We start from the raw sequence: 22,156 nt of genomic DNA, 5'->3' as shown, positions 1-22,156 counted from the left end.
AGTCCATGGGTTGATAGCGACGCGCGTTAGCGCACGATCTGGCTAGCTTCGTGCACCAGTTGCGCATACAGGGCATGCCGTTCACGCCGGATCCCGCCGTCGGCGACCGCTTCGAGAATCGCGCAGCCCGGTTCCTGCAAGTGATGGCAGTTATAGAAGCGGCAGTTCGGCAGCATTGGCCGGAACTCGGGAAACGCGCGTTCGAGCCGGCCCTCGGTCAGGTGATGCAGACCGAATTCCTGGAACCCCGGTGAATCGATCAACGCACCGCCGTCGCCACCCGGCAAAGGGTAGAGCCGCGTGAAGGTCGTGGTATGCCGCCCGCTGTTCAGCGCGGTCGAGATCTCACGTGTGGCTACCTCGGCATCCGGAATCAGCAGATTCACCAACGTTGATTTGCCCATGCCCGACTGGCCGAGCAGCAGCGTCGAGTGACCTTGCAGGTGTTCGAGCAAAGCGGGGCGCGCGGCGTCAGGCTGCGTCTTGATCGACACTTCGACCACGGTATAGCCGAGCGCGCGATACGGTTCGAGCCGCTTGCGCGCGCCTTCGAGCGCGCCGGTCACGTCGATCTTGTTCAGCACGATCAACGGCTTCAGCTCGTTCGCCTCGGCGGCGACTAGCGCGCGGCCGAGCAGATCCTCGCTGAAATGCGGCTCGGTCGCGAGCACGATCAGCAACTGATCGAGATTCGCGGCAAACAGCTTCGACTTGTACTGATCCGAGCGATACAGCAGATTGCGCCGTTCGCCGATCTCGACGATCACGCCCTGATCCGCCGAGGTCGGCTCGTAAATCACACGATCGCCGACCGCGACTTCGCTGCGCTTGCCGCGCGGGAAGCACTGGAGCATCGGGCTGCCGTCTTCCGGTGCAACCAGGTAGTGGCGCCCATGAGCGGCAATGACGAGCCCGCCCACGCGCGTGCTGGACGGCGCGCGCGGCGCTTTCGGGGAGCGCGCGCTCATGCGTGCCGCAACAGGCGGTCGATCCGCTGCGACGCCGGCGGATGCGAGTAATAGAACGCGGTGTAGAGCGGATCTGGCGTCAGGGTCGACGCGTTGTCCTCATACAGCTTGACGAGCGCGTTGACGAGGTCTTGCGCATCGGTTTGCGTGGCGGCGAACGCGTCGGCTTCGAACTCGTGCTTGCGCGAGCTGAGGCTGCCGAGCGGCGTGACGAAGAACAGGAACACCGGCAGCGCGAGGAAGAACAGCACCAGCGCGAGGCCGCTATTGCCGCCGATCAGCGACGGCCGCACGCCCAGTCCTTCATAGAACCACACGCATTGCGTGAGCCAGCCGAGCAGCGCGAGCATCACGAGGCTGATCGCGAACGTGACGATCATCCGCTTGATCACGTGACGGCGCTTGAAGTGGCCGAGTTCGTGCGCGAGCACCGCTTCGATCTCGTTGCCCGACAGGCGCGCGAGCAACGTGTCGAAGAACACGATCCGCTTGGCCGCGCCAAAGCCGGTGAAATAGGCGTTGCCGTGTGCCGAACGGCGGCTGCCGTCCATCACGAACAGGCCCTTGGCGGCGAAACCGCAGCGCTGCATCAGCGCTTCGATGCGGCTTTTCAGTGCTTCGTCCTTGAGCGGCTCGAACTTGTTGAAGAGCGGTGCGATAAACGACGGATACAGCACCAGCACAAGCATCTGGAACGCGACCCAGACGATCCACGTCCACAGCCACCACAGGGTGCCGGCCTGGCTCATTAGCCACAGCACGACGAACAGCAGCGGCAGGCCGAACGCGGCGCCGAGCAGAACGCCCTTGAGACGGTCGAGGAAGAAAATACCCTTGCTCATCCGGTTGAAGCCGAAACGTTGCTCGACCACGAATTGCCGGTAGTACTCGAACGGCAGATCGATCGCGCTGGTGATCGCGATCACCGCCGCGACCAGTGCGATCTGGCCGGCGTAGCCGCGGCCGAGCCAATCGGAGATCGCCAGGTCGAGCGCCTGCACGCCGCCCAGCAGCGTCAGCCCGATCAGCACAGCCGCGCCGACGACGATCTCGATCATCGTCAGCCGCGTGCGTTCGACGGTGTAGTCGGCGGCGCGCTGGTGCGCGGTGAGCGCGATGGTGCCGGCAAACTGGCTCGGCACCTGCTCGCGATGGCCGGCGACGAAGCGGATCTGCCGCGACGCGAGCCACAGTTTGGTGCCGACCATCGCCACGACGGCGACGACGAACAGAACGGTGAAGTACAGGGTAGGCATCCGGGGATTCCGTGGTATCTATGCGAGAATTATATGTTTCTTCCCGCCTGGCGGCGGGGCGATAAGCTTAAACCCGGCTTAAACCCGGCTTAAACCCGGCTTAAACCCGGCCCAGGCAGGCCCAGGCAGGTCCAAGCCGGCTCAAACCAATCTATTACGAACAATCGCCGCGGCAAGCGTGCTTCCAGCGAAGCCGTTTACCCGGCCATCAGGGTTGCCTTCATGACTGACATCCTCGCATCCACCGAACCGCCGTCGCTCGTGCGCAGCGACATGAATCTCGTCTGGCTGGACATGGAAATGACCGGGCTCGAACCGGACACTGACCGCATCATCGAAATCGCGGTGGTGGTGACGAATTCGACGCTCGACCGGTTGGTCGAAGGCCCGGTGCTGGCGATTCATCAGAGCGACGAGACGCTCGCCAAAATGGATCAGTGGAACCAGAACACGCATGGCCGCTCGGGCCTGATCGATCGCGTGAAGGCGTCGACGGTGAGTGAAGCCGACGCCACAGAACAGATTCGCGACTTTCTCGCGCAATACGTGCCGCCGGGCAAATCGCCGATGTGCGGCAATTCGATCTGCCAGGACCGCCGCTTCATGGCGCGCTGGATGCCGGATCTGGAACGTTTCTTCCATTACCGCAATCTCGACGTCAGCACGCTGAAGGAACTGTGCCGCCGCTGGCAGCCGGCGATCTACAAGGGTTTCCAGAAACGCGCGATGCACACGGCGCTGGCCGATATCCACGAATCGATCGACGAACTGAAGTACTACCGCGAACACTTCCTGATTCCGGCGGCCTCGCAGGTCCCGGAAACGCCCGCCGCGGAATAACCAGTAAGCGGCCGTTTCAGTTTCAACCCTGCCGGGGCGCGCGCTGCGCGTTCTTCGGCCGGAACGCCTTCACCACGTCGGCGTTCGTTTCCACATACGGGCCGCCGATCAGGTCGATGCAATAGGGCACCGCGGCGAAAATGCCCGGCACCTTCACCGCGCCGCCCGCTTCGGCGTCACGCAAGCCTTCCAGCGTTTCCTTGATCGACTTCGGCTGGCCGGGCAGATTGATGATCAGCGCTGCGTGTGTTGCAGTTTCGCGGATGACCGCCACCTGGCGCGACAGAATCGCCGTCGGCACGAAATTCAGGCTGATCTGCCGCATCTGCTCGCCGAAACCCGGCATTTCCTTCGTCGCGACCGCCAGGGTCGCTTCTGGCGTGACGTCGCGGCGCGACGGGCCGGTGCCGCCGGTGGTCAGCACCAGATCGCAGTCCACTTCGTCGACCAGTTCGATCAGCGTGGCGGAGATCGTGGGCGCGTCATCCTGAATCAGGCGCGTGACCACTTGAAACGGCGAGGTCAGGGCGGCGCCGAGCCATTCCTGCAGCGCCGGAATGCCCTTGTCCTCGTAGACACCGGTGGACGCGCGGTCGCTGACCGACACGAGGCCGATCACGATTTCATCCGGATGTCCGCGCGTTGGCTTACGCGTCGCGGTCGTCATCGTCGTCTTCCAGGGCGTCTTCCGTTTCGGAATCGGTGCCGGCCGACGGGCCGTCGGCGTTCTTGATCCACTGGAACAGCTCGCGGAAGTAGCGCGGCGGCTTGCTTTGCTGCGCTTCCTTACGGGCGTTGCGGATCAGCGTGCGGCCCTGCTGCGGATCGGCGTTCGGGTGCTGGCGGATGAATTCGGTCAGCGCGGCGTCGTCGGCGAGCAGTTTCTCGCGGGTGCGCTCGATCCAGTGCAGCTTGGCAGTTTCCGCTTTGTTGACGCCGTTGTAGGTGTCGAGCGCGGTGCGCAGCGCGGCGGTTTCCTCGTCCAGCAGCGAGCGCATGACGCGCCCGACGTACTGCACCTGACGGCGCTTGCCTTCGTGGTCGGTGATGCGGCGCGCTTCGCGCACGGCGTCGTCGAGCTTTTCGGGCATCGGCATGCGCTTGAGCGCGTCTTTCGGCAGGGCGATCAGCGCCGAGCCCAGTTCCTGCAGCTCGTGCATTTCGCGCTTGAGCTGGGACTTGCTGGGACGGTCGTAGCCGTTCTCGTCGACTTCCGGCTCGGCGGATTCGATAGGTTGAATGCGGGTTTTGCGTGTCATACCGATATTGTAACGTGCCGCGCGCGCGGAACCCGCCGTGCTGCTAGCGCACAAGGCTTCGCGAGTGGGTTTTTGAGGATCGCGGCAAACGCGGCGGGCCGGTAGAAAGTCGGGACAACGGCACGACCGCACCGCGACCGCAGCGGGACCGCAGCGGGACAACACCGGGACAACACCGGGACAACACCGGGACAACACCGGGAGAGCGCCGGGACAGCGCCGGGACAGCGCCGAGGCAAAGTCAGGCTCAGCGAATGCCAGGTACAGCTTCGCGTACCTTGCTATGATCGCGGGATGCGTGCCAACGCAAAAGAGCATGCAAGTGAGCACGCAAATGGCGCGCGTAAAGCGCGTACGCAAGTGCGTGGCATGGGCGAACACACAGGGCCGCTCGGCCCCGAACAGGACGGCAACGACAATGGCAGCAGACATGGACGTCAAGCAGCGCTTTTTTCCGCATACCCAGGATGAACTGAAGGAAATCGCCTCGGACATCCTTCGTCACGCGAAGTCGCTCGGCGGTACCGACGCGGCGACCGAGATCTCCGAAGGCGACGGCCTGTCCGTCTCCGTGCGGCGCGGCGAAGTCGAGACGATCGAACACAACCGCGACAAGATGGTCGGCGTGACGGTGTTCATCGGCAACAAGCGCGGCAACGCAAGCACCTCGGACTTTTCGTCGCAAGCTTTGAAAGACACGGTGGCGGCCGCGTACAACATCGCCCGCTTCACGGCTGAAGACGACTGCGCGGGTCTCGCCGAAGCAGAATTGCTCGAAACCGCCCCGCGCGATCTCGATCTGTATCACCCGTGGAATCTTTCCGCGGACGAAGCGGTGGAAATCGCCCGCCGCTCGGAAGACGCCGCTTTCGCAACCGATCCGCAGATCAAGAACTCGGAAGGCGCGAGCGTCTCGGCGCAGCACTCGCAGTTCGTGCTGGCCACCTCGCGCGGCTTCCTCGCCGGCTATCCGTACTCGCGCCACTACATCGCGTGCGCGCCGATCGCCGGCAGCGGCCGCAACATGCAGCGCGACGACTGGTACACGTCGACCCGCAGCGCCGCAGACCTCGCCGATCCGGAAGCGGTGGGCCGTTACGCGGCGCAACGTGCGCTGTCGCGCATCGGCGCGCGCGGGCTCGACACGCGCAAGGTGCCGGTGCTGTTCGAAGCGCCGCTCGCCGCCGGCATTCTCGGCGCGTTCGTGCAGGCGACGAGCGGCGGCGCGCTGTACCGCAAGACCTCGTTCCTGGTCGACAGCCTCGGCAAGCCGGTGTTCGCGCCGCACATCCAGGTGGTCGAAGATCCGCACGTCGCGCGCGCGATGGGCAGCGCACCGTTCGACGAAGAAGGCGTGCGCACCAAACAGCGTTCGGTGGTGAAGGACGGTGTGGTGGAAGGCTACTTCCTGTCCACCTACTCGGCGCGCAAGCTCGGCATGCAGACCACCGGCAACGCCGGCGGCTCGCACAATCTGTCGCTGCGCAGCTCGAAGACACGTCCGGAAGACGACTTCGAGGAAATGCTGAAGAAGCTCGGCACAGGCCTGTTGCTGACGGAACTGATGGGGCAGGGCGTGAACTACGTGACGGGCGACTATTCGCGCGGCGCGTCGGGGTTCTGGGTCGAGAATGGCAAGATCCAGTACCCGGTCGAGGAAATCACGGTGGCGAGCACATTGCAGGAAATGTTCCGCCATATCGTCGCGATCGGCGCGGATACGATCACGCGCGGCACCAAGGAAACGGGCTCGGTGCTGATCGAGCGGATGACGATCGCCGGGCAATAAGCGGTTCTGCTTAACCGGCGGCGGCTTGCCTTAGTCCGGCCGTGCAGGAAGGCTGCAAACAAAAAACGCCACGCAGGCGATTGCGTGGCGTTTTTTTATGCCCGCGTTGCGGCGCGCGGCAAATGCTCGAGGCGCGAAGCTGGCCGTCTGAAGCCCGGGCGCAAACCGTAAAGTGTGAAGCGTCAGGCGCGGCGCAAAACCTCAAGCACCCTTACGCTTATAAGTCACAAACGCGTAATCGAAGTCATTCGGCGCGTCCGCGCGATGCGTTTCGTGCGCGACTTCTTCCCATTCGCTTTCATCAAGTTCGGGGAAGGTGGCGTCGCCTTCGAAGTCGGCGGAAATCTCGGTGATGATCAGCTTGTCCGCCTGACGCAAACCTTCCGCATACAGCTGCGCGCCGCCGATCAGAAACGCCTCCGGCGCCTGGTCCTGGGCGGCGAGCTTCAGCGCGTCCTCGAGGGTGGTGGCCGCGTCGCAGCCCTGAAAGCGCCGCGTGGCATCCCGTGTCACGACAATGTTGCGGCGCCCCGGCAACGGCCGGCCGATCGATTCATGCGTCTTGCGGCCCATGATGATGGGCGCGCCCATCGTGGTGCGCTTGAAGAACGCGAGGTCTTCGGGAAGTCGCCAGGGCAACTGGTTGTCGCGGCCGATCACGCCGTTATTGGCGCGAGCGACGATCAGGGTGAGCGTCGTCATCGAATGGAAAGGGGAACGTAACCAGGATGATTCTACCTGAGGCGCAGGAAGGCGCCGCTATGTCAGCCGACGCTCCCCGCCAGGCAACCCTGGGCAGGCAACCGTGGCTAAGCGCCCCGGCCAGGCGCCCCCGGCTAGGCGCCCCCGTCACTTGTGCGAAGGCTCTCCGGCGGCGAACGCTTCAAGCGACGCTTTCTCGTCGGCCGCGCTCAGATCCCGCAACCCGTGCTGACCCATCAGCCGGTATAGCGTGACGCGCGAAATATTCAGATCGGTCGCCGCCTCGTTCAGCCGGTGGCGATGCCGCAGCAGCGCCGCTTCGATTGCGCGCTTCTCGGCGGCTTCGCGCGCTTGCGCGAGGCTCATGGTCTGTTGCTCGGTGAACTGCGCGAGGTCGAGGTCGTCGGCGGAAATCAGCTTGTTCTCCGCCATCACGATCGCGCGGCGCACCCGGTTGATCAGCTCGCGCACATTGCCGGGCCAGTTGTAGTTGTACATCGCCTCGATCGCCGACGGCGCAAAGCCGCGGATCTTGCGCGCACTGTCGGTCTTGAACTTGTGCATGATGTGATGCGCAAGAATCTCAATGTCCTTGCCGCGGGCGCGCAGCGGCGGCTCGTCGACACGCAGCACGCACAACCGGTGGAACAGGTCGGCGCGGAACCGTCCGTCGCGCATCGCGAACTCGAGATCCACGTGGGTCGCCGAGATGATTCGCACATCCACCGGGATCGATTCGCGGCCGCCGAGCCGCTCGATCTTGCCTTCCTGCAAAAAGCGCAGCAGGCTTGCCTGGCTTTCCATCGGCAGGTCGCCGATTTCGTCGAGCAGCAAGGTGCCCCCGTCCGCGGCCTCGACCCGGCCGATCTTGCGCTGGTTCGCGCCGGTAAACGCGCCGCGTTCGTAACCGAATAGTTCGGACTGCAATAGATGGTGCGGAATGGCGCCGCAGTTGATGGCGACGAACGGCGCCTTGCGGCGCGGCGAGCGTTCGTGGATCGCCAGTGCGGTGAGTTCCTTGCCGGTGCCGGATTCACCCGAGATGAACACGCTGGCGTCGGTATTGGCGACTTTGCGGATGGTGCGGAAGAGTTGCTGCATCGCTTCGCAGGTACCGACCATTTCGTCGTCGGTGGCGGGCGCGGCAGGCGGGTTCTCATCGGCATCGCACAGGGTCACCATGCCGAATGCATGATTGGCGAGGTAGTCGATCGTGGCGTTGGCTACCGGCGTCTTGACGTAGTCGAAGCAGTAGTGGCGGATCAGGCGCCGCACGCCGGGGTCGGCGAGGCGGTCCGAAGTGGCGAGTGCAATCCAGCCGATCTGCTGTTGACGCAGGCTCGCTTCGAGGCCGCCAAGGTCGCGCAACGCAAAGCTGGCCAGGTCGACGATGCCGGCGCATATCACGTCAGGTTTGAGCAGGCGCGCGAGTTCATGCGCCGAGCGGGCGATCATCACGTGCCAGCCGCGGCTCTTCAGATGGGCGCTCAGCGTCTCATCCGGCGTGCGCGCGACGTACAGCAGTGCCCGTTCGGTCCGCTCGTGCAGCAGGCCGCTCTCTTTCGCGGCGGTGGAGGGCGCGTGCAAGCGCTCTGCAGCGGCCTCCTGAGGATGCGCCAACGAGACTTCCGACGGGCGCCCCGCGAGGCCTTCCGTTGCTCGCGTCACAGGAACGTCCTGCGTTCGGGCAATCGACAGATGAGCGCCGGATGGCGGTGTAACGCTGCTCAGATGGGGCGATTCGCGCACGATCAACCTCGTATCGTTGACACGTCAAAAAGTGTAGGGAAAGCGCACGCCGATCACGAAGTTCGGCGTGTCGGGCGTGAGGCCGACAGACACCGAACCGTTGATCGTCAAGTGCTTGTTCACTACGTGATTCAAGCCGAAGGTCAGGGCGGCAGCGGTGGTCTCGCTGCCCGGCACCTTCGAATAGCTTCCGCCTGGCGCTTTGGTCTCGGACTCGGGTTCCAGCGCCATCGTGTACGAGATGCTGGCTGAGTCCTTGTCCGAGAACGCCAGTGCTGCGCCGCCGCCGAACTGCACGACGTCGCCGATCTTGACCGTCGCCGGTTCGGTCTGGCCGACGACCGACGAGATGTCCGAAAACGAGCGGGCAATGTTGTAGGTGTACGAGACGCTGCCGAACAGCACGACCGGATCGTAGGTCTTCAACACCGACAGGCCCGCCGTGATGTTCCAGAAGCCGGTGCCGGTGGGCAGCTTGGAGGGGGCGACGAGGTTGGTGTTGTCGGCGTCGACCTGCTGCAGCTTGATGCCGAACGGCGACGAACCGGTCGGCGCCTTGATGCGCAGACTGCCGACCATGTCCGGCAGATTGTTGGTTTCCTTCAGGAACTGGTAGTAGATCCCGAAGTTGACGTCGCCAATGTTGCTCGAATTTGCCGAGGCGTCCGAGACCGTATTCGCGGCCCCGCCGGCCCCGCCGACGATGAAGTTGCTGTGCCGGTAGATATAGGGCACGTCGACGTCGACGCTTATGCGGTCGGTCAGACCGTAACGCGTGTCGAGGTCGGCCATCACCTGGTGCGACTTGGTTTCGCCGAGGTTGATGTTGCCGAGGAAAATCGCATCGAGCGCGAGGAAGCCGGACAGTTGCAACTGGCGACGGTCGTAGTAGGTATCGTTGATACCCCAGTCGAGGGTCAGCTTGTGCTCGAACAGCGGCGTGTGCTGCTGGTTCTGCACCACCGCATCTTCCGATTGCGTGCGCACCGGTTGCGCGGCCTTCTGCGTCTGGCCGACCGCGCCGCTGCCGTCGGTTGCTGCCGGCAGGCCGCCCCCGCTGCTGTTTTCAGGTACCGGCGGATTGACCGGCACCCCAGTCGCTGTGCCCGTGCCGCTGCCCGGCGCGGGTGTGCCCGGATTCACCTGGGCCAGCGGCGGCAGCGGCACAGGCAGGCCGTCGGCGCCGGGCTGTTCGGCGATCGCGGCGCTGCCAGCCGGCTCGCCGTAACCCGGTGCGCCACGGCCGCGCTGCGACATTTCGAGGTTCGTGACCTGCCGCTCGAGCGAGACGATCTGCTTTTGCTGCTCGCTGACGACGCGCATGAGCGTGTTCAGCCGTTCTTCAACCGATTGATCGGAGAGCGCCTGCGCGCTGGCCCCTTGCGATAGCGCAAACAGCATGGCTGCGGCCGGAATGGCCGCGAGCGCCATGCGCGGCACACCGGTCCTTGCGAATCTGATCATTTTGTTCCGCCGGTATTCTGACTGCGCGTCGCATGTGTCCCTGGCAGCGCGCGGTCGCTTTTAGTGCTTGGTCTCCTTCCTGATCGGGTGGCGGCCCGTGTTATCTCCTTACGCTGTTTTGCAGGGCTTGTAGGACGCCAATCTGGCGCAGCATCGAGGCCGACATCGGCTGCATCTGCAAATGCAGTTGCAACTGATTGGCGACTTGCTGGTTATTGCCTGCAATCTGCAAGAGTTGGGCAATCGCGCCGGCCTGTTGCGTACTGGCCGGCGCGATGGTTTGGGTGGCGATACCGGCCGGCGTTTGCAACGCGATTGCAATGCCGCCGTGGGCGAGACTGACGGAGGCTTTCACGGAGCCGTTCGCATTGCTTGCGGCAGCCGCCGTTGCGTTGTTATAGGACCCTCCCGTCAGGCTGCCTGGCGAGGCATCGAAATCGATCAGCGCCTGATTGGTGCCGAGGTTGCCGTTGCCGGCCAGTTGGGCGATCTGCGAGACGCCGTTGACGCTGACGTTCTGCCCACCGCTCGCGCTGGCATTGCGGTTGGCGCCGCTGCCCCATGATCCGTTTGGCCCGGTCACGGAGGCCGATGAATTGAATTGGACGCTCGGCTGGTTGGGCGTGTTTGTACCGATGGCGAGCGCGCCCGAGGCGACAGCGGTGGCGCCGTTCGGCAACTGCCATTGCGACAGCAGGGTGACGACGACGCCCGAAATGATGTCCCCGGCAATACCTTTGCCGGTCTGTTTGGCGAGGACGGCATCGTCGACGGGTTGCAGCTTGAGGGCGCTGACGTCTTCAAACACAGTCGGCGTCTGCTCGGCAGCATGCGCGACTAAAGCAAGGCCGCACGTTGTGAAACACAACGCACAGCCAATAATGAGGAAGTTTCGGTCCATGATGAGTCAGAACAACTCTGCCTTGATCAAACCGTATTCAACAAAGGGAGTCGCTGCCGTACCGTTTTCCAGCGCACGTTCGCGCAGCTTTAGCGCGAGCGACTCGTTGCCTTGCAAGAGCGGAGAATCCTCCATAAATGGCTTGCCAACGACCGCGAATACGAGGCCGTTCCATTTCTTGACGAAGTCGTCTTCCATGACGATGCGGTTGCCGAGCGCTGGGTCGGCAATGAATATGCGGCCGTCCTCCGCGTGCTTGACGATCACGAAGTGCTCGTAGCCGTCGCTGTTCATCAGCACGAGTACAGGAATCTGCAGGTGATAGAGCGCTTCGGAGGTGACGCGGAAACCACGGCCGCGCAGGCCGATCGTTTCGACGAACTTCTTCATGTCGAGCATCGAGAAGCCGTTCTTCACCACCACCTCTGGTGTCGAAAACACCATCATGCGTTGGATCATTTCGGTTTCGGGAATGTCGATGCCGTAGCCGTACTTCAGCAACGTGGCCAGAGCGGCCGAGCCGCAGCTGTAGTCGTAACGCTGCGAAACGATGTGGTTGTAGCGTAGCTCGCGGATCGAACGCACGTTCACGTCGAACGGCACGCCCGCTGCAGCGTTCATCGAAAGGGCACTCTGCGCGTGACCCGTCTGCGATAGCACGAGTCCAGCGAAGAGTGCCAGAAAAAAGCCACGCGTTCCCCTGCTCACCCCGAACATGGTCTATTCCCCCCGGGCAGACAGCCGGTCAGCACGAAGGCTGACCGGTGTCTTCCTGCGATACCGCTTTAATTACTGATGCGACACGCTGGCGACTGCAAGGCCGTTGTGTTGCAGGTTGCCTGCCCCCGACGCGATATTCACCCCGATGTTGCCGTTAGCATTGGCGAGCGCACCCATGCCGAGCATGGACGAGCCGGTGAACTGGCCACTGACGCCTGCGTCTGCGGTCTGGACGTTCTGGTCGCTGGCAATGACTTCGCCACCTTGCGTGCTGCCGCCCCTGTCATGCCCCCAGCCCATACCGCTGCTGCTACTGCTGCTGTCAGTCGTAGCCGATGCTGCCAGGCTGTTGTTTTGCACGTTGCCCACACCCGAGGCCACGTTCACGCCGATATTGCCCGTCGCATGTGCCAGGGCGCCTGCGCCGACGGAGGCAACGAAGTTGAAGTCTCCCACTTTCGCCGAGCCGCCCGACGATTGAGTCGAGTAGATCTGCGCGCTACCGAACACGGGGCCGACGTCCATGTTCGACAGGGCGGCATCATTGGACTGGGCGTTGTCTACGCCGCTGGCGATGTTGACGCCAATGTTGCCGTTCGCGGTATCCAGCGCTGTGTCGCCGATGCCGGCGGACATCGTCGTCGGTTTTTCGGTGTTGATGTGCTGGGTAATGGTGCCGGAGACATTCACCGAGCCTGCGCTGATGTTGTCATGCGCGCTCCAGCCCCATGCGTTGGCGTTCGCGGAGACCTGGCTGCTCGTGTAGTGGCCGGAAGCGCTTTGTTCCGCAGCTTGTGCGAAGTAGCCGGACGAATGTTCTTGTCCCCATGCGGCCTGGTGGCCCGAAGACTGCTCGGCGAAGTAGCCGCCGTAGTTATTCGAGGAGTGCGTGTTCAGCGCAGCGGCGAAGCCTGCCGCTACCCCGCCGACGATCACGCCACGACCGCCGCCGATGCCGGCGATGAAGCCGGCTGCCAGCGTGCCGTTTGCGCTGTTGTGGGTGTTGACGTGGTTGCCGCCGGTATACGACCCTTCAAAGCCTTGCTTGAAGCCGCTGCTTTCGCCGAAGCTCTGGCCTTGTGCATAAGCTGCGGCCGACTGCTCTTGCGAGCCTTCGGCAAACGAGCCCGCGCTGTACGACGAGTGAACCGAGTAGTTCGAGCCGCTGCCGCTGCCGTTGAACCAGACTTTGGTCGCATCGGTGGTCGTGGTCACCTTGCCGCTGGTGTAACTCTGCGGCGGCGTTTTCATGTCGACGCCGCTGATGTTCACGGTTTGCGTGTTGTTGACCGTGGCGCCGGAATTGCTCGACACGTCCACCTTGCCGCGCAGCGTAATGAAGCCGAATTCGCCGATGTCGGTATAGATGTTCGTTGCCGTAAAGAGCTCAGCCGGGCCGCAGCCGGCCGTGCATCCGGCGTAAGCCGAACCTGCTGCCATCGTCGACAGGACAGCCGCTGCAATGAGAGTGCGCTTCATGATGACGCTCCGATAAAGAGTGTGGCTCGTTAGAAAAAGGTGCCCGCCGGGGGACGGAGCACAAAACTGTTTGAACTGACGTTACCTGAGCCGGCTGCCTGGTTGATCTGGACGATCCCACTGACGTTTTTGAGCGCGTCCGCACCGATGGACACCTCGCGTACGTCGTGGTTGTCGCCAGACCTTCCCAGACCCCCGCCTTTGGCGGTCGTAGCAGATAGCACCCCATCCGCTACGAGCTCCGCTCCAATCGGTCCAGAACCAATTACGGCGCTGTTCCGCTGAAGATTCCCTACACCCGCCGACTGATTCAGTTCGATAAGGCCAGAGGTGTTTGAAAATGCATCACTGCTGATCGTGCTTTTTGCGGCCATCGCCTTGGCGTTCGTGTCCGCGCTCTGCGAGCTTCCGATCAGATTGAGAGGGACTTGTCCGTTGGTGATCACGCCCTGGTTCGCTTGCGCGTTGTCGAGACCCGCTGCCTCGTTGATGGCAACGACACCCGTCGCGCCGGCGGCTACCCCGTTGCCGATCACCGACAGCGCGTCGACCAGCGCGGGTGGCGTTTGAGCGTGCGCCGTAAGGCTTGCACAGCCGAGCAATGCCCAGGCGAGCAGGGACCAGCGCGATGGCTTGCGTGACGGAAGGCGCCCGGCCGGTGCGCGTGAGGTAGTCATTTCATGGCTCCTAGAGCGGCACCCAAGGGGGCGAGGGCGCCATTGACCGACTGGGCGATCGAACTGCCGATTCCGCCGGCGCCACCGAAGCTGGCGCCGGCGCCGACCGGAACGGTATTGCCGTTGCCCGCAAGCATGTGCTGGATGCCGTTTGTGCCGCCCGGCGCCGGCATAAAGCCGTTGCCGGCGATGCCGGTGGTGCCGTGCGTGCTGTTCAGGTCGAGATCGCTCGCCATCGTGCCGAGCGCGCCATCGAAGGTCGCCTTCGGGAAGGTTTGGATCTGCACGGCAATCGGGTCCTGGCTCTGCGGCACCGGGACGAACGCATCGCGCGGCGTGATGTCGCGCTCGATGACGAGGTTGCCCGGCACGGTCAACTGCTGCGCGGCGGCACTTGCCGCGGAGCCGGCAGCGAGCACGCCGAACAGCACGGACAGCAGGGCTGCGCGGGGGCTGCGGGTATGCGGCATCTGGGTTGAGGCGTTCATGTCGGTTCCTTGCAGACAGACGATCGGCCGGTGCGGCTTATGGCGTCGAGCGGGCGTCTTTCCGCTAATTTCTCTGGTAGCTCGTAACGTTGCCCTGTGCGGAGCGGGCGACGTCGACGGGAACCGGCAATTGCGACGGCGGGGCGATTTCGTCCCACAGCGTCACGCCGTTGCCACCGTTGTTAAAGCCGCGCATCAGTTGCGGCGTTGCAGCGACCATCAACATGCCGCTGAAGCCGCCGCGCTGGCGGGACAACGCCTGATCGTCCAGTACGAAATCGTTCACGGAGGCGGGGTCGGCGGGAATGCTCAGCGCGTTGTCGGTCAGCTCGCTGCGGGACGCGGCGCTGGTGTCCGTGCTGGTCGCTGGGTTGTTCACCGCCGCGGCGTTCGTCGTATCGGTGGCCGGCGTGGCCGGCGTGTTCGGCGAGGCCACCGCTGCGACCGTCGTGTTCGAGAGGGTGGCGGAACCGGCATCGGCGGTTTCGGTCATCGTGGCGGATTGAGGCAGTGCGAATTCCTGCGCATTGGCGCCAACCGGCAGCACGAGCAAGGCCACCGAGGCGGCGCACAGTGCGGCGCAAGGTGCAATGCAGCTCAGGTCGATGCGGAAAACGAGTCGCATGATGTGTCTCCTTGATGCACGGCTTTTAGCGAAACGTGTGCCATGAGTCGCAATCCAGTGATGCGCCTGGATGTGACCTGCATACCTCGGAGTAACCACTGAAAAATCGGGTAAAAACGTTTCAGCGCTGAAACGGCAGGCAGAAAATACCTGTAATTCGTTAAATCTGATGTTATGAACCAGCTTGCGGTGAGCGCCAGTAAAGCGCTTCCACAATGCTTTTATTCGTAAGCTGAATAAATAGTGATCGCCCGCCTGGCCTTTCTGGGCAAGGAGCATTCGATTAAATTCGCATAATTGTTTTCCAAGTGGCGCGCGTATAGTAAGCTCTCGAAAACAGCTTCAGATTTAAAAAAGCCCGCTAACGGGCCGTCTCAAACACACACGCCGCTTTCTTGGGGATCAGCTGTCCGCACGGAATGGAATGGCCGTTCGGTTTTTGCTATTTCGCGAATCCCGAACGAGTCAGCGTGTCTGAACTTCGGTTTAGGTGCGTGCGTCATCCTTAACGTTCGTTGACGAGAGGATCTGAATAATGGAACCCGCAACGCGGCAACTGATTTACGTTTCACGCGATCCAAGCGCGGAACTGAATACACGCTTTCATCAGCGCGGCTGGCATGTCGAAGTCGTGGGGTCGGCGCGCGACGTGCGCCGTGCTGTTCGCGCCGGAATGGCGGCGGGCGGCTTGCTCGATCTGTCTAGCGAATTTCAGCCACACGAAATCGCCGCCTTCGAGTCCTGTCTGACCATCCCGAACGTCGGCTGGGTTGCGGCCACCACGCACGGACAATTGCAGGACGCGGCCTTGCGCCGGCTCGTGCGGGACTATTGTTTCGACTACGTAACGGTGCCTTACTCGGGCGACAGGATCGTCGATTCGGTCGGTCACGCATACGGGATGATCTCGCTCGGCGAGCCGGCGTCGAACGATGGGTCGCAAGGTGCTGAAGGCGAAATGGTCGGTTCGTGCGACGCAATGCTTGCGCTGTTCCGTTCGATCCGTAAAGTGGCGATGACCGACGCGCCGGTGTTTATTTCGGGCGAATCGGGCACCGGCAAGGAGTTGACCGCGGTCGCGATCCACGAACGCTCGGCGCGCCGCAATGCGCCTTTTGTGCCGATCAACTGCGGCGCGATTCCGCCGCATCTATTGCAATCCGAACTATTTGGCTATGAGCGCGGCGCGTTCACCGGCGCCAATCAACGCAAGATCGGCCGCGTGGAAGCGGCCAACGGCGGCACGCTGTTTCTCGACGAAATCGGCGATCTGCCGCTCGAAAGCCAGGCGAGCCTCTTGCGCTTCCTGCAGGAACGTAAAGTGGAGCGGCTGGGCGGCCACGGTTCGATCGACGTCGACGTGCGCATCATCTCGGCGACGCACGTGGATATGACAGCCGCGATGATCGAAGGACGGTTCCGCTCCGACCTGTATCACCGCCTGTGTGTGCTGCAAATCGACGAGCCGCCGTTGCGTGCGCGTGGTAAGGATATCGAACTGCTTGCGCGGCACATGCTGGAACGTTTCAAGAAAGATGCTAGCCGCCGTTTGCGCGGCTTCGCGCCCGACGCCATCGCGGCGCTGCATAACTACGGCTGGCCGGGCAACGTGCGCGAGTTGATCAATCGCGTGCGGCGCGCCATCGTGATGTCGGAAGGGCGCGCGATCTCGGCGCGCGATCTCGAGTTGGCCGAATACGTGGAGATCGTGCCGGTGTCGCTCGCGCAGGCGCGCGAAGCGGCCGAACGTCAGGCAATCGAACTCGCGCTTCTGCGTCATCGCGGCCGTCTCGGCGATGCCGCGCAGGAACTCGGCATTTCGCGCGTGACGCTGTACCGGCTGCTGTGCTCGCATGGCATGCGCCATATGGAAGGCGAACCGCTTGCCACGCCGCACGGCGAGTTGCCGGTCTCGGTGCCGCACCTCTGACGGGCTTTCCCGCCGATATTTTCTCCGCCGCGCGTCCCGACCGGGCGCCGTCCGGCTGGGCTTGTTAAAATCGGGTTTTCTTCCGCTCAATCTCCGTGGCGCATATCCTGACCCAAGGGCGCGCTTCGTCGAAGGGACCCGCATGAAACAATACCTTGACCTCGTCCGCACGATCCTCGACACCGGCACGTGGCAGGAGAACCGCACCGGCATCCGCACCATCAGCATGCCGGGCGCCATGTTGCGCTTCGACCTCCAGCAGGGCTTTCCCGCCGTCACCACGAAAAAGCTGGCGTTCAAGTCGGCGGTGGGCGAACTGGTCGGGTTTCTGCGCGCCTCGCGCAGCGCCGCGGATTTTCGCGATCTGGGCTGTAAGGTGTGGGACGCGAACGCCAACCAGAATCCGCAATGGCTTGCCAATCCGTATCGTCAAGGTCCGGACGACCTCGGCGACGTTTACGGCGTGCAATGGCGCCAGTGGCCGGCCTACAAAGTGCTGGACGCAGGCGCCAGCGCGCAATTGGCCGACGCCACGCTTCGTGGCTTTCAGGTGGTGACGGAATTCGAGGAAGACGGCAACCGCAAAGTGTTGCTGTACAAAGCGATCGATCAGCTGCGGCAGTGTCTCGACACGATCATGCAGAACCCCGCCGACCGGCGAATCCTGTTTCATGCCTGGAATCCCGCCGTGCTGGACCAGATCGCGCTGCCGGCTTGCCACCTGCTTTATCAGTTCCTGCCGAATGTCGCGCGTCGTGAAATTTCGCTGTGTCTGTACATTCGCAGCAACGATGTCGGCCTCGGCACGCCGTTCAATCTGACCGAAGGCGCGGCTTTGCTGCATCTGGTCGGCCGCCTGACGGGTTATACGCCGCGCTGGTTCACCTACTTTATCGGCGACGCGCACATCTACGAGAACCAGCTCGACATGCTGCAGCAACAACTCACGCGCGAGCCGTACGAAAGCCCCGCCTTCGCGATCTCGGACCGTGTGCCGGACTACGCGAAAACGGGCGTGTATGAGCCGGAATGGCTTGAGAAAATCGAGCCATCGGACTTCTCGCTGGTCGGCTACCGGCATCACGAGCCGCTCACGGCGCCAATGGCGGTCTGAGCACGGTCTGGGAGTCCGTTCGCAGCCTGCTCAAAGAATAAACCCCCGCGATGCGAATCGCGGGGGTTTATTCTTCCAGCCTTCCAGCCTTCCAGCCTTCCAGCCTTCCAGCCTTCCAGCCTTCCAGCCTTCCAGCCTTCCAGCCTTCCAGCCTTCCAGCCTTCCAGCCTTCCAGCCTTCCAGCCTTCCAGCCTTCCAGCCTTCCAGCCTTCCAGCCGTCAAGTAGCAAGCGCACCAAGCTGCGCGCCTAATCCTTAGCCTTTGTGGCGCTCGTCACGGTTGCCGCCGGACGAATGCTGTTCGACGTGCTGCGGTTGCGGTTGGGGACGCGGCTGCTGGGCCTGCTGCGGACGGGGCTCGGGGCGTGGCTGCTGCACCTGCTGCGGACGGGGCTCGGGGCGTGGCTGCTGCACCTGCTGCGGACGGGGCTCGGGGCGTGGCTGCTGCACCTGCTGCGGACGGGGCTCAGGACGCGGCTGCTGCACCTGTTGCGGAATCGGCTCAGGACGCGGCTGCTGCCCCTGTTGCGGAAGCGGCTCAGGACGCGGCTGCTGTGCCTGTTGCGGCTGCGGACGATATTCTTCACGCGGTTGCTGCTGAGCTTGCTGCGTCGGTTGCGGCCGGGGCTCCTGCGGCTGGGCGTGTACTTCAGGCGCGCGCTGCGGCTGCGCTTCCGGCTGACGCTGAGCCTGCTGCTGCGGCTCAGGACGGGCCTCCGGCTGGCGTGCCTGTTCCTGCGGGGCGCCATGTTGCTGCGCCTGTTGGGCCATCGGCGTGTGCGGCTGCGTCCATGCAGGCTCGTGCCGTCCTTCCACGCCCGGTTGCGGCCCCGCTTGCACCGGCGCGCCGTGCTGCTGCGCGTAAGCATTCGGGTTGGCGCCATTCGCTTGCGGCGGACGGGGCACGCCATTGGACGGACGACCTGCCTCACCGGGTTGCTGGTGCAGATTGGCCATTTGCGGTGGCATGCCCGGCCGGGCTTGCGGTTCGCCGCCACGCTGCGGTTGAGCGTTGCCCGGCGCTTCTCCCGGCCGCTGACCGGCCTGCTGCATGCCGTTAGGCGCACCCGGTGCACCCGGCGCGGCGCCCGGTGTGCGCCCGGCCATATGCGACTGTACGACCCGCACGTTCTGCACCGGCATGGCCCCCGGTCCGCCCGCCATATGAGCCGGCACCGAGGTTCGCACGATCGGCTCGCCCGCGCCCGGTACCCGTCCGCCGCTGTGCGCAAAGTTTTGCGCGAGCGTGTCGTGGTAGGCGGCCGGCACAGCCGGACTGCGCGTGGCGACGACCGGACGCGCCATCACGCCGGCCGGCGGACGGTAGTTCGCGTTACGCAAGCCCGGTCCGAAGCTTTCCTTCACCGGCGCGATTCCCGGACCGCCCGGATTGATCTGCGCGTTGCGCCACTGTTGCGGATCGACCTTCTGCGCGAAGCGGCCGACCGATTGACCATGCACGAAGGCCGTCGCCGGCACCGCGGTCACTCCACCGGGCGCGCGATAGTTGATGTACGTGTTGTGAATGTTGGTCACATTCACATTCGTCACGTTGCGGTTGTAATTGTTGACGACCGTCGTGTTGTTGACGCGATTGTAGTAACCCGGGCTCCAGTGATCGTGATCGCCCCAGCGCGGGTGCCACGGTTCGCCTGGGCCTAGCGGGAACCATGCGACGCCGGCTGCGACCGCGCCGCCAATCGCCAGGCTCACCCCCCAGTTGGCTCCGCCGCCACCTCCGCCCACGAAGGCGACCAGCGCCGGTGCGTAGACGGGCGGTTCGCTGACCACGACCGGTCCCGGCACCCATGCCCACGAGTCGTCGACGTAGGCCCAGCGGCCATAGTGGTAGGGCGCGAAGCCCCACGGCGCATCGTCGACCCAGGTCCAGCCCCAAGGCGCTTGCCATACCCAATGGCCGTCGTGATAAGGCGCCCAGCCGGCGGGTGTCTCACGCGGCACCCACACTTCACCGTACTGCGGGCTGCTGCGCCACGTGCCGTTGGCGTCGAGATCCTGATAGCCGGGAATGTCGCGCGACACGTAGCGCGCCGACACCGAGCGGTCTTCCGCAGCGTCGCGGCTAGTCGCCCATTGATCGAAGCCGTCGAGGCCCGGTGCGCCGTTGTCGGCGACCTGTTGCAAGTTGCTGCCGGCAAAGCGGATCTGCTGGCCGGCCGCGACCGGCACCTGGCCGCTGTCGCCGTACACGGTCGCGCTGCCGCTGCGCACGGTGACGGTGGTGCTGCTGCCGTCCGGCGCGACGTCGACGCGGTAGTCGCCGGGGCCGTTCAGGCCGAGCGCCAGATTCGGCGTGTCGATTTCATAGGAGGAGCCCGGTGCCAGTTCGCGCACTCGCGCCGACAACGTACCCTGCGCGACCTTCAGCTGAGCGGTGTTGTCGTCGAGATTGAGGATGTCGAGGCTGGTGGACTGGCCGAGGCGTACCGCGGTCGAGCCGATATGCAGTTCGGAGCGCGCATTCTGATCGTTCCACAACTGATCGCCGGTGGTGAGCGGGCGATTGATCTGCGCGTACGACCAGTCGGTTGCGCCGGCTGGCTCGGTGGTCACGGCGCCGGCGGTGTAGTTCAGACGCGCAACGCGCCCCGGCGGGTCGGTATTCTGAGAGGCTTGATAGGCAGCGTCCGGCGGCGCCTGGGCGGCCTCCTGCGCAAAGGTGGCTTGCGCCGCGAACAGGAATGCCGCAGCGGCGATCAGCGTGTAGCCGGTCATCCGGCGTTTCGAGTGTTGGGGTGTGGCCATTGTTCTCATGATTTATCTCCGACGCGGCATTTTGCAGCATCCATGGAACCACTTTACCCGTACGGTTTGTTTCAAGGCCGCCACTTTTGTAAGGCCCTCTCGCGAGCGTGTAACAAAAGGTCTCGATAAGGGTCTCGATTAGGTGATTCGTAAGCTGATTGCGAAAATTCTGTAATCGCATCAATCGGTTAAGGATGACTCAAGCGGCCAGGAACGCGTCGAAATGACGATGGCCTGCCGGCGTGATGCGCAAGATCCGCGGGCGCTCAGTGCGCTCGACCCAGCCATGAGCCGACCATGAATCGAGCAGCGCGGCGCCGAGCGCTCCACCCAGGTGCGGACGCCGTTCGCTCCAGTCGGGACAGGTGCAGGCAAAGCGGCGCCGGCGGGCCTTCTGGGCGGACAGGTCGATGCCCCAATCGGCGAAGCGGGCGGCGCCTTCGGCAGTGGCTTCGAGCGACGAGCCGTGCAGTGTCAGCAGGCCGCGCTCGACCAGCCGCTCGAACACCCGCACCGACAGTTCGCCCGCCATGTGGTCGTAGCAGGTGCGGGCGTAGCGCATGTCGAGCGGCACGGTGCGCACCGGACGCGGCACGGCCCGTTGCGGCGCGCTGACCTGCGCGACGTTGGCGAGCGCTTCGATGGACGCGGCGATGTCCGGCGAGGCGATCCGGAAATAGCGGTGCCGGCCGCGCACTTCGAGCGCGAGCAAGCCGCCGTCGGTCAGACGCGCCAGATGAGCGCTGGCCGCCGACGGCGAGAGTCCGGCGATCATCGTCAGTTCGCCGGCCGGGCGGGCGCTGCCGTCCATCAGCGCCCACAGCATCGCGGCGCGGCCGGGGTCGGCGAGCAGCGCGCCGATACGGCTCAAGCCTGGGAAATGGTTGTGCTCGTCTGCGAGGTTCGCGGGCATCGTGCGTCTCCGGTTGGTGGCGCGGGCAGGGCGCCATGCAGTCCACTGTATCTGGCTGTCGTATTCGATGTTTCAGCTTAGCGTGAATTGTCGAATACAGCGGTTACGAAAATCCGGCGGTTAGGGCAGGGTAGGGCGTGTTTGGGTGTTTGGGTGTTTGGGTGCTTCGGTGCTCCGGTATTTCGGTATTTCGGTATTTCGGTATTTCGGTATTTCGATGCTCCGGTGCTTCGGTGCTTCGGTGCTCCGGTGCTCCGGTGCTTCGAAAATGCTTCGGAGATGCTTCGGAGCCGTGCCGGGCCGCCAGGCTAGAATCGAACCCTGTCTTTGCAGGAACACGCAGTCATGAAATGTCTTCTTGCCGCCGCTGTCGCGGTTCTGCTGTTCAGCGCATGCGCGCAGGGCGGTTCCGGTTCGAGCTCGGGTGCGGGCACGGGCAGCATCACGATGTACGGCACGATCGACGAGGGCGTTACGGTCCGCAAGTAAGCCCGAGGCGACGATGGCCGCTTTTTCA

Annotated in this window: 21 protein-coding genes; 5 read left to right on the top strand and 16 right to left on the bottom strand. The window is 63.9% G+C overall.

Annotation, left to right across the window (positions count from 1 at the left end; genetic code table 11):
* Nucleotides 1–26: 26 nt before the first annotated feature.
* The gene (gene rsgA / locus AYM40_RS14985; protein ID WP_063496892.1) at nt 27–968 is read right to left on the bottom strand and encodes a ribosome small subunit-dependent GTPase A; all 942 of its coding nucleotides are present in this window, start codon (nt 966–968) and stop codon (nt 27–29) included.
* The gene (locus AYM40_RS14980; RefSeq protein WP_063496891.1) at nt 965–2,224 is read right to left on the bottom strand and encodes a M48 family metallopeptidase; all 1,260 of its coding nucleotides are present in this window, start codon (nt 2,222–2,224) and stop codon (nt 965–967) included. The genes rsgA and AYM40_RS14980 overlap by 4 nt, the downstream gene beginning before the upstream one ends.
* 222 nt (nt 2,225–2,446) lie before the next feature.
* On the opposite strand from AYM40_RS14980, the gene orn reads away from it, so the two are divergent.
* Entirely contained in the window at nt 2,447–3,064 is a 618-nt protein-coding gene (orn, locus tag AYM40_RS14975) for an oligoribonuclease (protein ID WP_063496890.1), read from the top strand.
* A 22-nt stretch (nt 3,065–3,086) separates the two neighbouring features.
* On the opposite strand, the gene mog is transcribed toward orn, so the two are convergent.
* Both mog and yjgA read right to left on the bottom strand, forming a co-directional pair.
* Nucleotides 3,087–3,731 (bottom strand): molybdopterin adenylyltransferase, encoded by a 645-nt coding sequence (gene mog, locus AYM40_RS14970; protein ID WP_063496889.1) that lies wholly within the window; start codon nt 3,729–3,731, stop codon nt 3,087–3,089.
* On the bottom strand, nt 3,712–4,323 hold the full coding sequence (gene yjgA, locus AYM40_RS14965; RefSeq protein WP_063498038.1) for a ribosome biogenesis factor YjgA: 612 nt from the start codon (nt 4,321–4,323) through the stop codon (nt 3,712–3,714). The genes mog and yjgA overlap by 20 nt, the downstream gene beginning before the upstream one ends.
* A 418-nt stretch (nt 4,324–4,741) precedes the next feature.
* Between yjgA and pmbA the strand changes: the two genes are divergently transcribed.
* Complete coding sequence (pmbA, locus tag AYM40_RS14960) at nt 4,742–6,112, top strand: metalloprotease PmbA (RefSeq protein WP_063498037.1); 1,371 nt, start codon at nt 4,742–4,744, stop codon at nt 6,110–6,112.
* Between the two features lie 201 nt (nt 6,113–6,313).
* On the opposite strand, the gene AYM40_RS14955 is transcribed toward pmbA, so the two are convergent.
* The 9 genes from AYM40_RS14955 to AYM40_RS14915 all read right to left on the bottom strand — a co-directional run bounded on the left by AYM40_RS14955 (nt 6,314) and on the right by AYM40_RS14915 (nt 14,917).
* Entirely contained in the window at nt 6,314–6,814 is a 501-nt protein-coding gene (locus AYM40_RS14955) for a dihydrofolate reductase (RefSeq protein ID WP_063496888.1), read from the bottom strand.
* A 147-nt stretch (nt 6,815–6,961) separates the two neighbouring features.
* Nucleotides 6,962–8,563: a sigma-54 dependent transcriptional regulator gene (locus tag AYM40_RS14950; protein ID WP_063498036.1), complete on the bottom strand. Its 1,602-nt coding sequence runs from the start codon at nt 8,561–8,563 to the stop codon at nt 6,962–6,964.
* Nucleotides 8,564–8,587: 24 nt separating this feature from the next.
* Entirely contained in the window at nt 8,588–9,994 is a 1,407-nt protein-coding gene (locus tag AYM40_RS14945) for a hypothetical protein (protein ID WP_148662243.1), read from the bottom strand.
* A 133-nt stretch (nt 9,995–10,127) separates the two neighbouring features.
* Entirely contained in the window at nt 10,128–10,928 is an 801-nt protein-coding gene (locus tag AYM40_RS14940; protein ID WP_063496886.1) for a hypothetical protein, read from the bottom strand.
* Between the two features lie 6 nt (nt 10,929–10,934).
* Nucleotides 10,935–11,549 (bottom strand): C39 family peptidase, encoded by a 615-nt coding sequence (locus AYM40_RS14935; RefSeq protein WP_236720847.1) that lies wholly within the window; start codon nt 11,547–11,549, stop codon nt 10,935–10,937.
* Nucleotides 11,550–11,717: 168 nt separating this feature from the next.
* Nucleotides 11,718–13,127: a hypothetical protein gene (locus AYM40_RS14930; protein WP_063496884.1), complete on the bottom strand. Its 1,410-nt coding sequence runs from the start codon at nt 13,125–13,127 to the stop codon at nt 11,718–11,720.
* A gap of 29 nt (nt 13,128–13,156) precedes the next feature.
* Nucleotides 13,157–13,804, bottom strand: coding sequence for a hypothetical protein (locus tag AYM40_RS14925; RefSeq protein WP_063496883.1), 648 nt, complete (start codon nt 13,802–13,804; stop codon nt 13,157–13,159).
* On the bottom strand, nt 13,801–14,292 hold the full coding sequence (locus AYM40_RS14920) for a hypothetical protein (protein ID WP_063496882.1): 492 nt from the start codon (nt 14,290–14,292) through the stop codon (nt 13,801–13,803). Before AYM40_RS14920 ends, AYM40_RS14925 begins: the two co-directional genes overlap by 4 nt.
* A 64-nt stretch (nt 14,293–14,356) precedes the next feature.
* Complete coding sequence (locus tag AYM40_RS14915) at nt 14,357–14,917, bottom strand: hypothetical protein (protein WP_063496881.1); 561 nt, start codon at nt 14,915–14,917, stop codon at nt 14,357–14,359.
* A 535-nt stretch (nt 14,918–15,452) separates the two neighbouring features.
* Here AYM40_RS14915 and AYM40_RS14910 point away from each other — a divergent pair.
* Nucleotides 15,453–16,847 (top strand): sigma-54 dependent transcriptional regulator, encoded by a 1,395-nt coding sequence (locus tag AYM40_RS14910; protein ID WP_063496880.1) that lies wholly within the window; start codon nt 15,453–15,455, stop codon nt 16,845–16,847.
* Nucleotides 16,848–16,989: 142 nt separating this feature from the next.
* Complete coding sequence (locus AYM40_RS14905) at nt 16,990–17,961, top strand: thymidylate synthase (RefSeq protein WP_063496879.1); 972 nt, start codon at nt 16,990–16,992, stop codon at nt 17,959–17,961.
* A 67-nt stretch (nt 17,962–18,028) separates the two neighbouring features.
* Here AYM40_RS14905 and AYM40_RS38570 read toward each other — a convergent pair whose 3' ends face one another.
* From AYM40_RS38570 to AYM40_RS14895, 3 genes are all read right to left on the bottom strand, one after another.
* Complete coding sequence (locus tag AYM40_RS38570) at nt 18,029–18,196, bottom strand: hypothetical protein (protein WP_158515281.1); 168 nt, start codon at nt 18,194–18,196, stop codon at nt 18,029–18,031.
* Nucleotides 18,197–18,215: 19 nt separating this feature from the next.
* Nucleotides 18,216–20,735: a DUF6600 domain-containing protein gene (locus AYM40_RS14900; RefSeq protein ID WP_063496878.1), complete on the bottom strand. Its 2,520-nt coding sequence runs from the start codon at nt 20,733–20,735 to the stop codon at nt 18,216–18,218.
* A 190-nt stretch (nt 20,736–20,925) separates the two neighbouring features.
* Entirely contained in the window at nt 20,926–21,639 is a 714-nt protein-coding gene (locus AYM40_RS14895) for an ArsR/SmtB family transcription factor (RefSeq protein ID WP_063496877.1), read from the bottom strand.
* A gap of 345 nt (nt 21,640–21,984) precedes the next feature.
* Between AYM40_RS14895 and AYM40_RS41920 the strand changes: the two genes are divergently transcribed.
* Nucleotides 21,985–22,128, top strand: a complete 144-nt coding sequence (locus AYM40_RS41920; RefSeq protein WP_181448378.1) for a hypothetical protein — start codon at nt 21,985–21,987, stop codon at nt 22,126–22,128.
* Nucleotides 22,129–22,156 lie beyond the last annotated feature (28 nt).

Origin of the sequence: Paraburkholderia phytofirmans OLGA172 (genome assembly GCF_001634365.1) — a bacterium.
Classification (GTDB): Bacteria; Pseudomonadota; Gammaproteobacteria; order Burkholderiales; family Burkholderiaceae; genus Paraburkholderia.
This window is presented reverse-complemented; position numbering and strand designations above follow the sequence as displayed.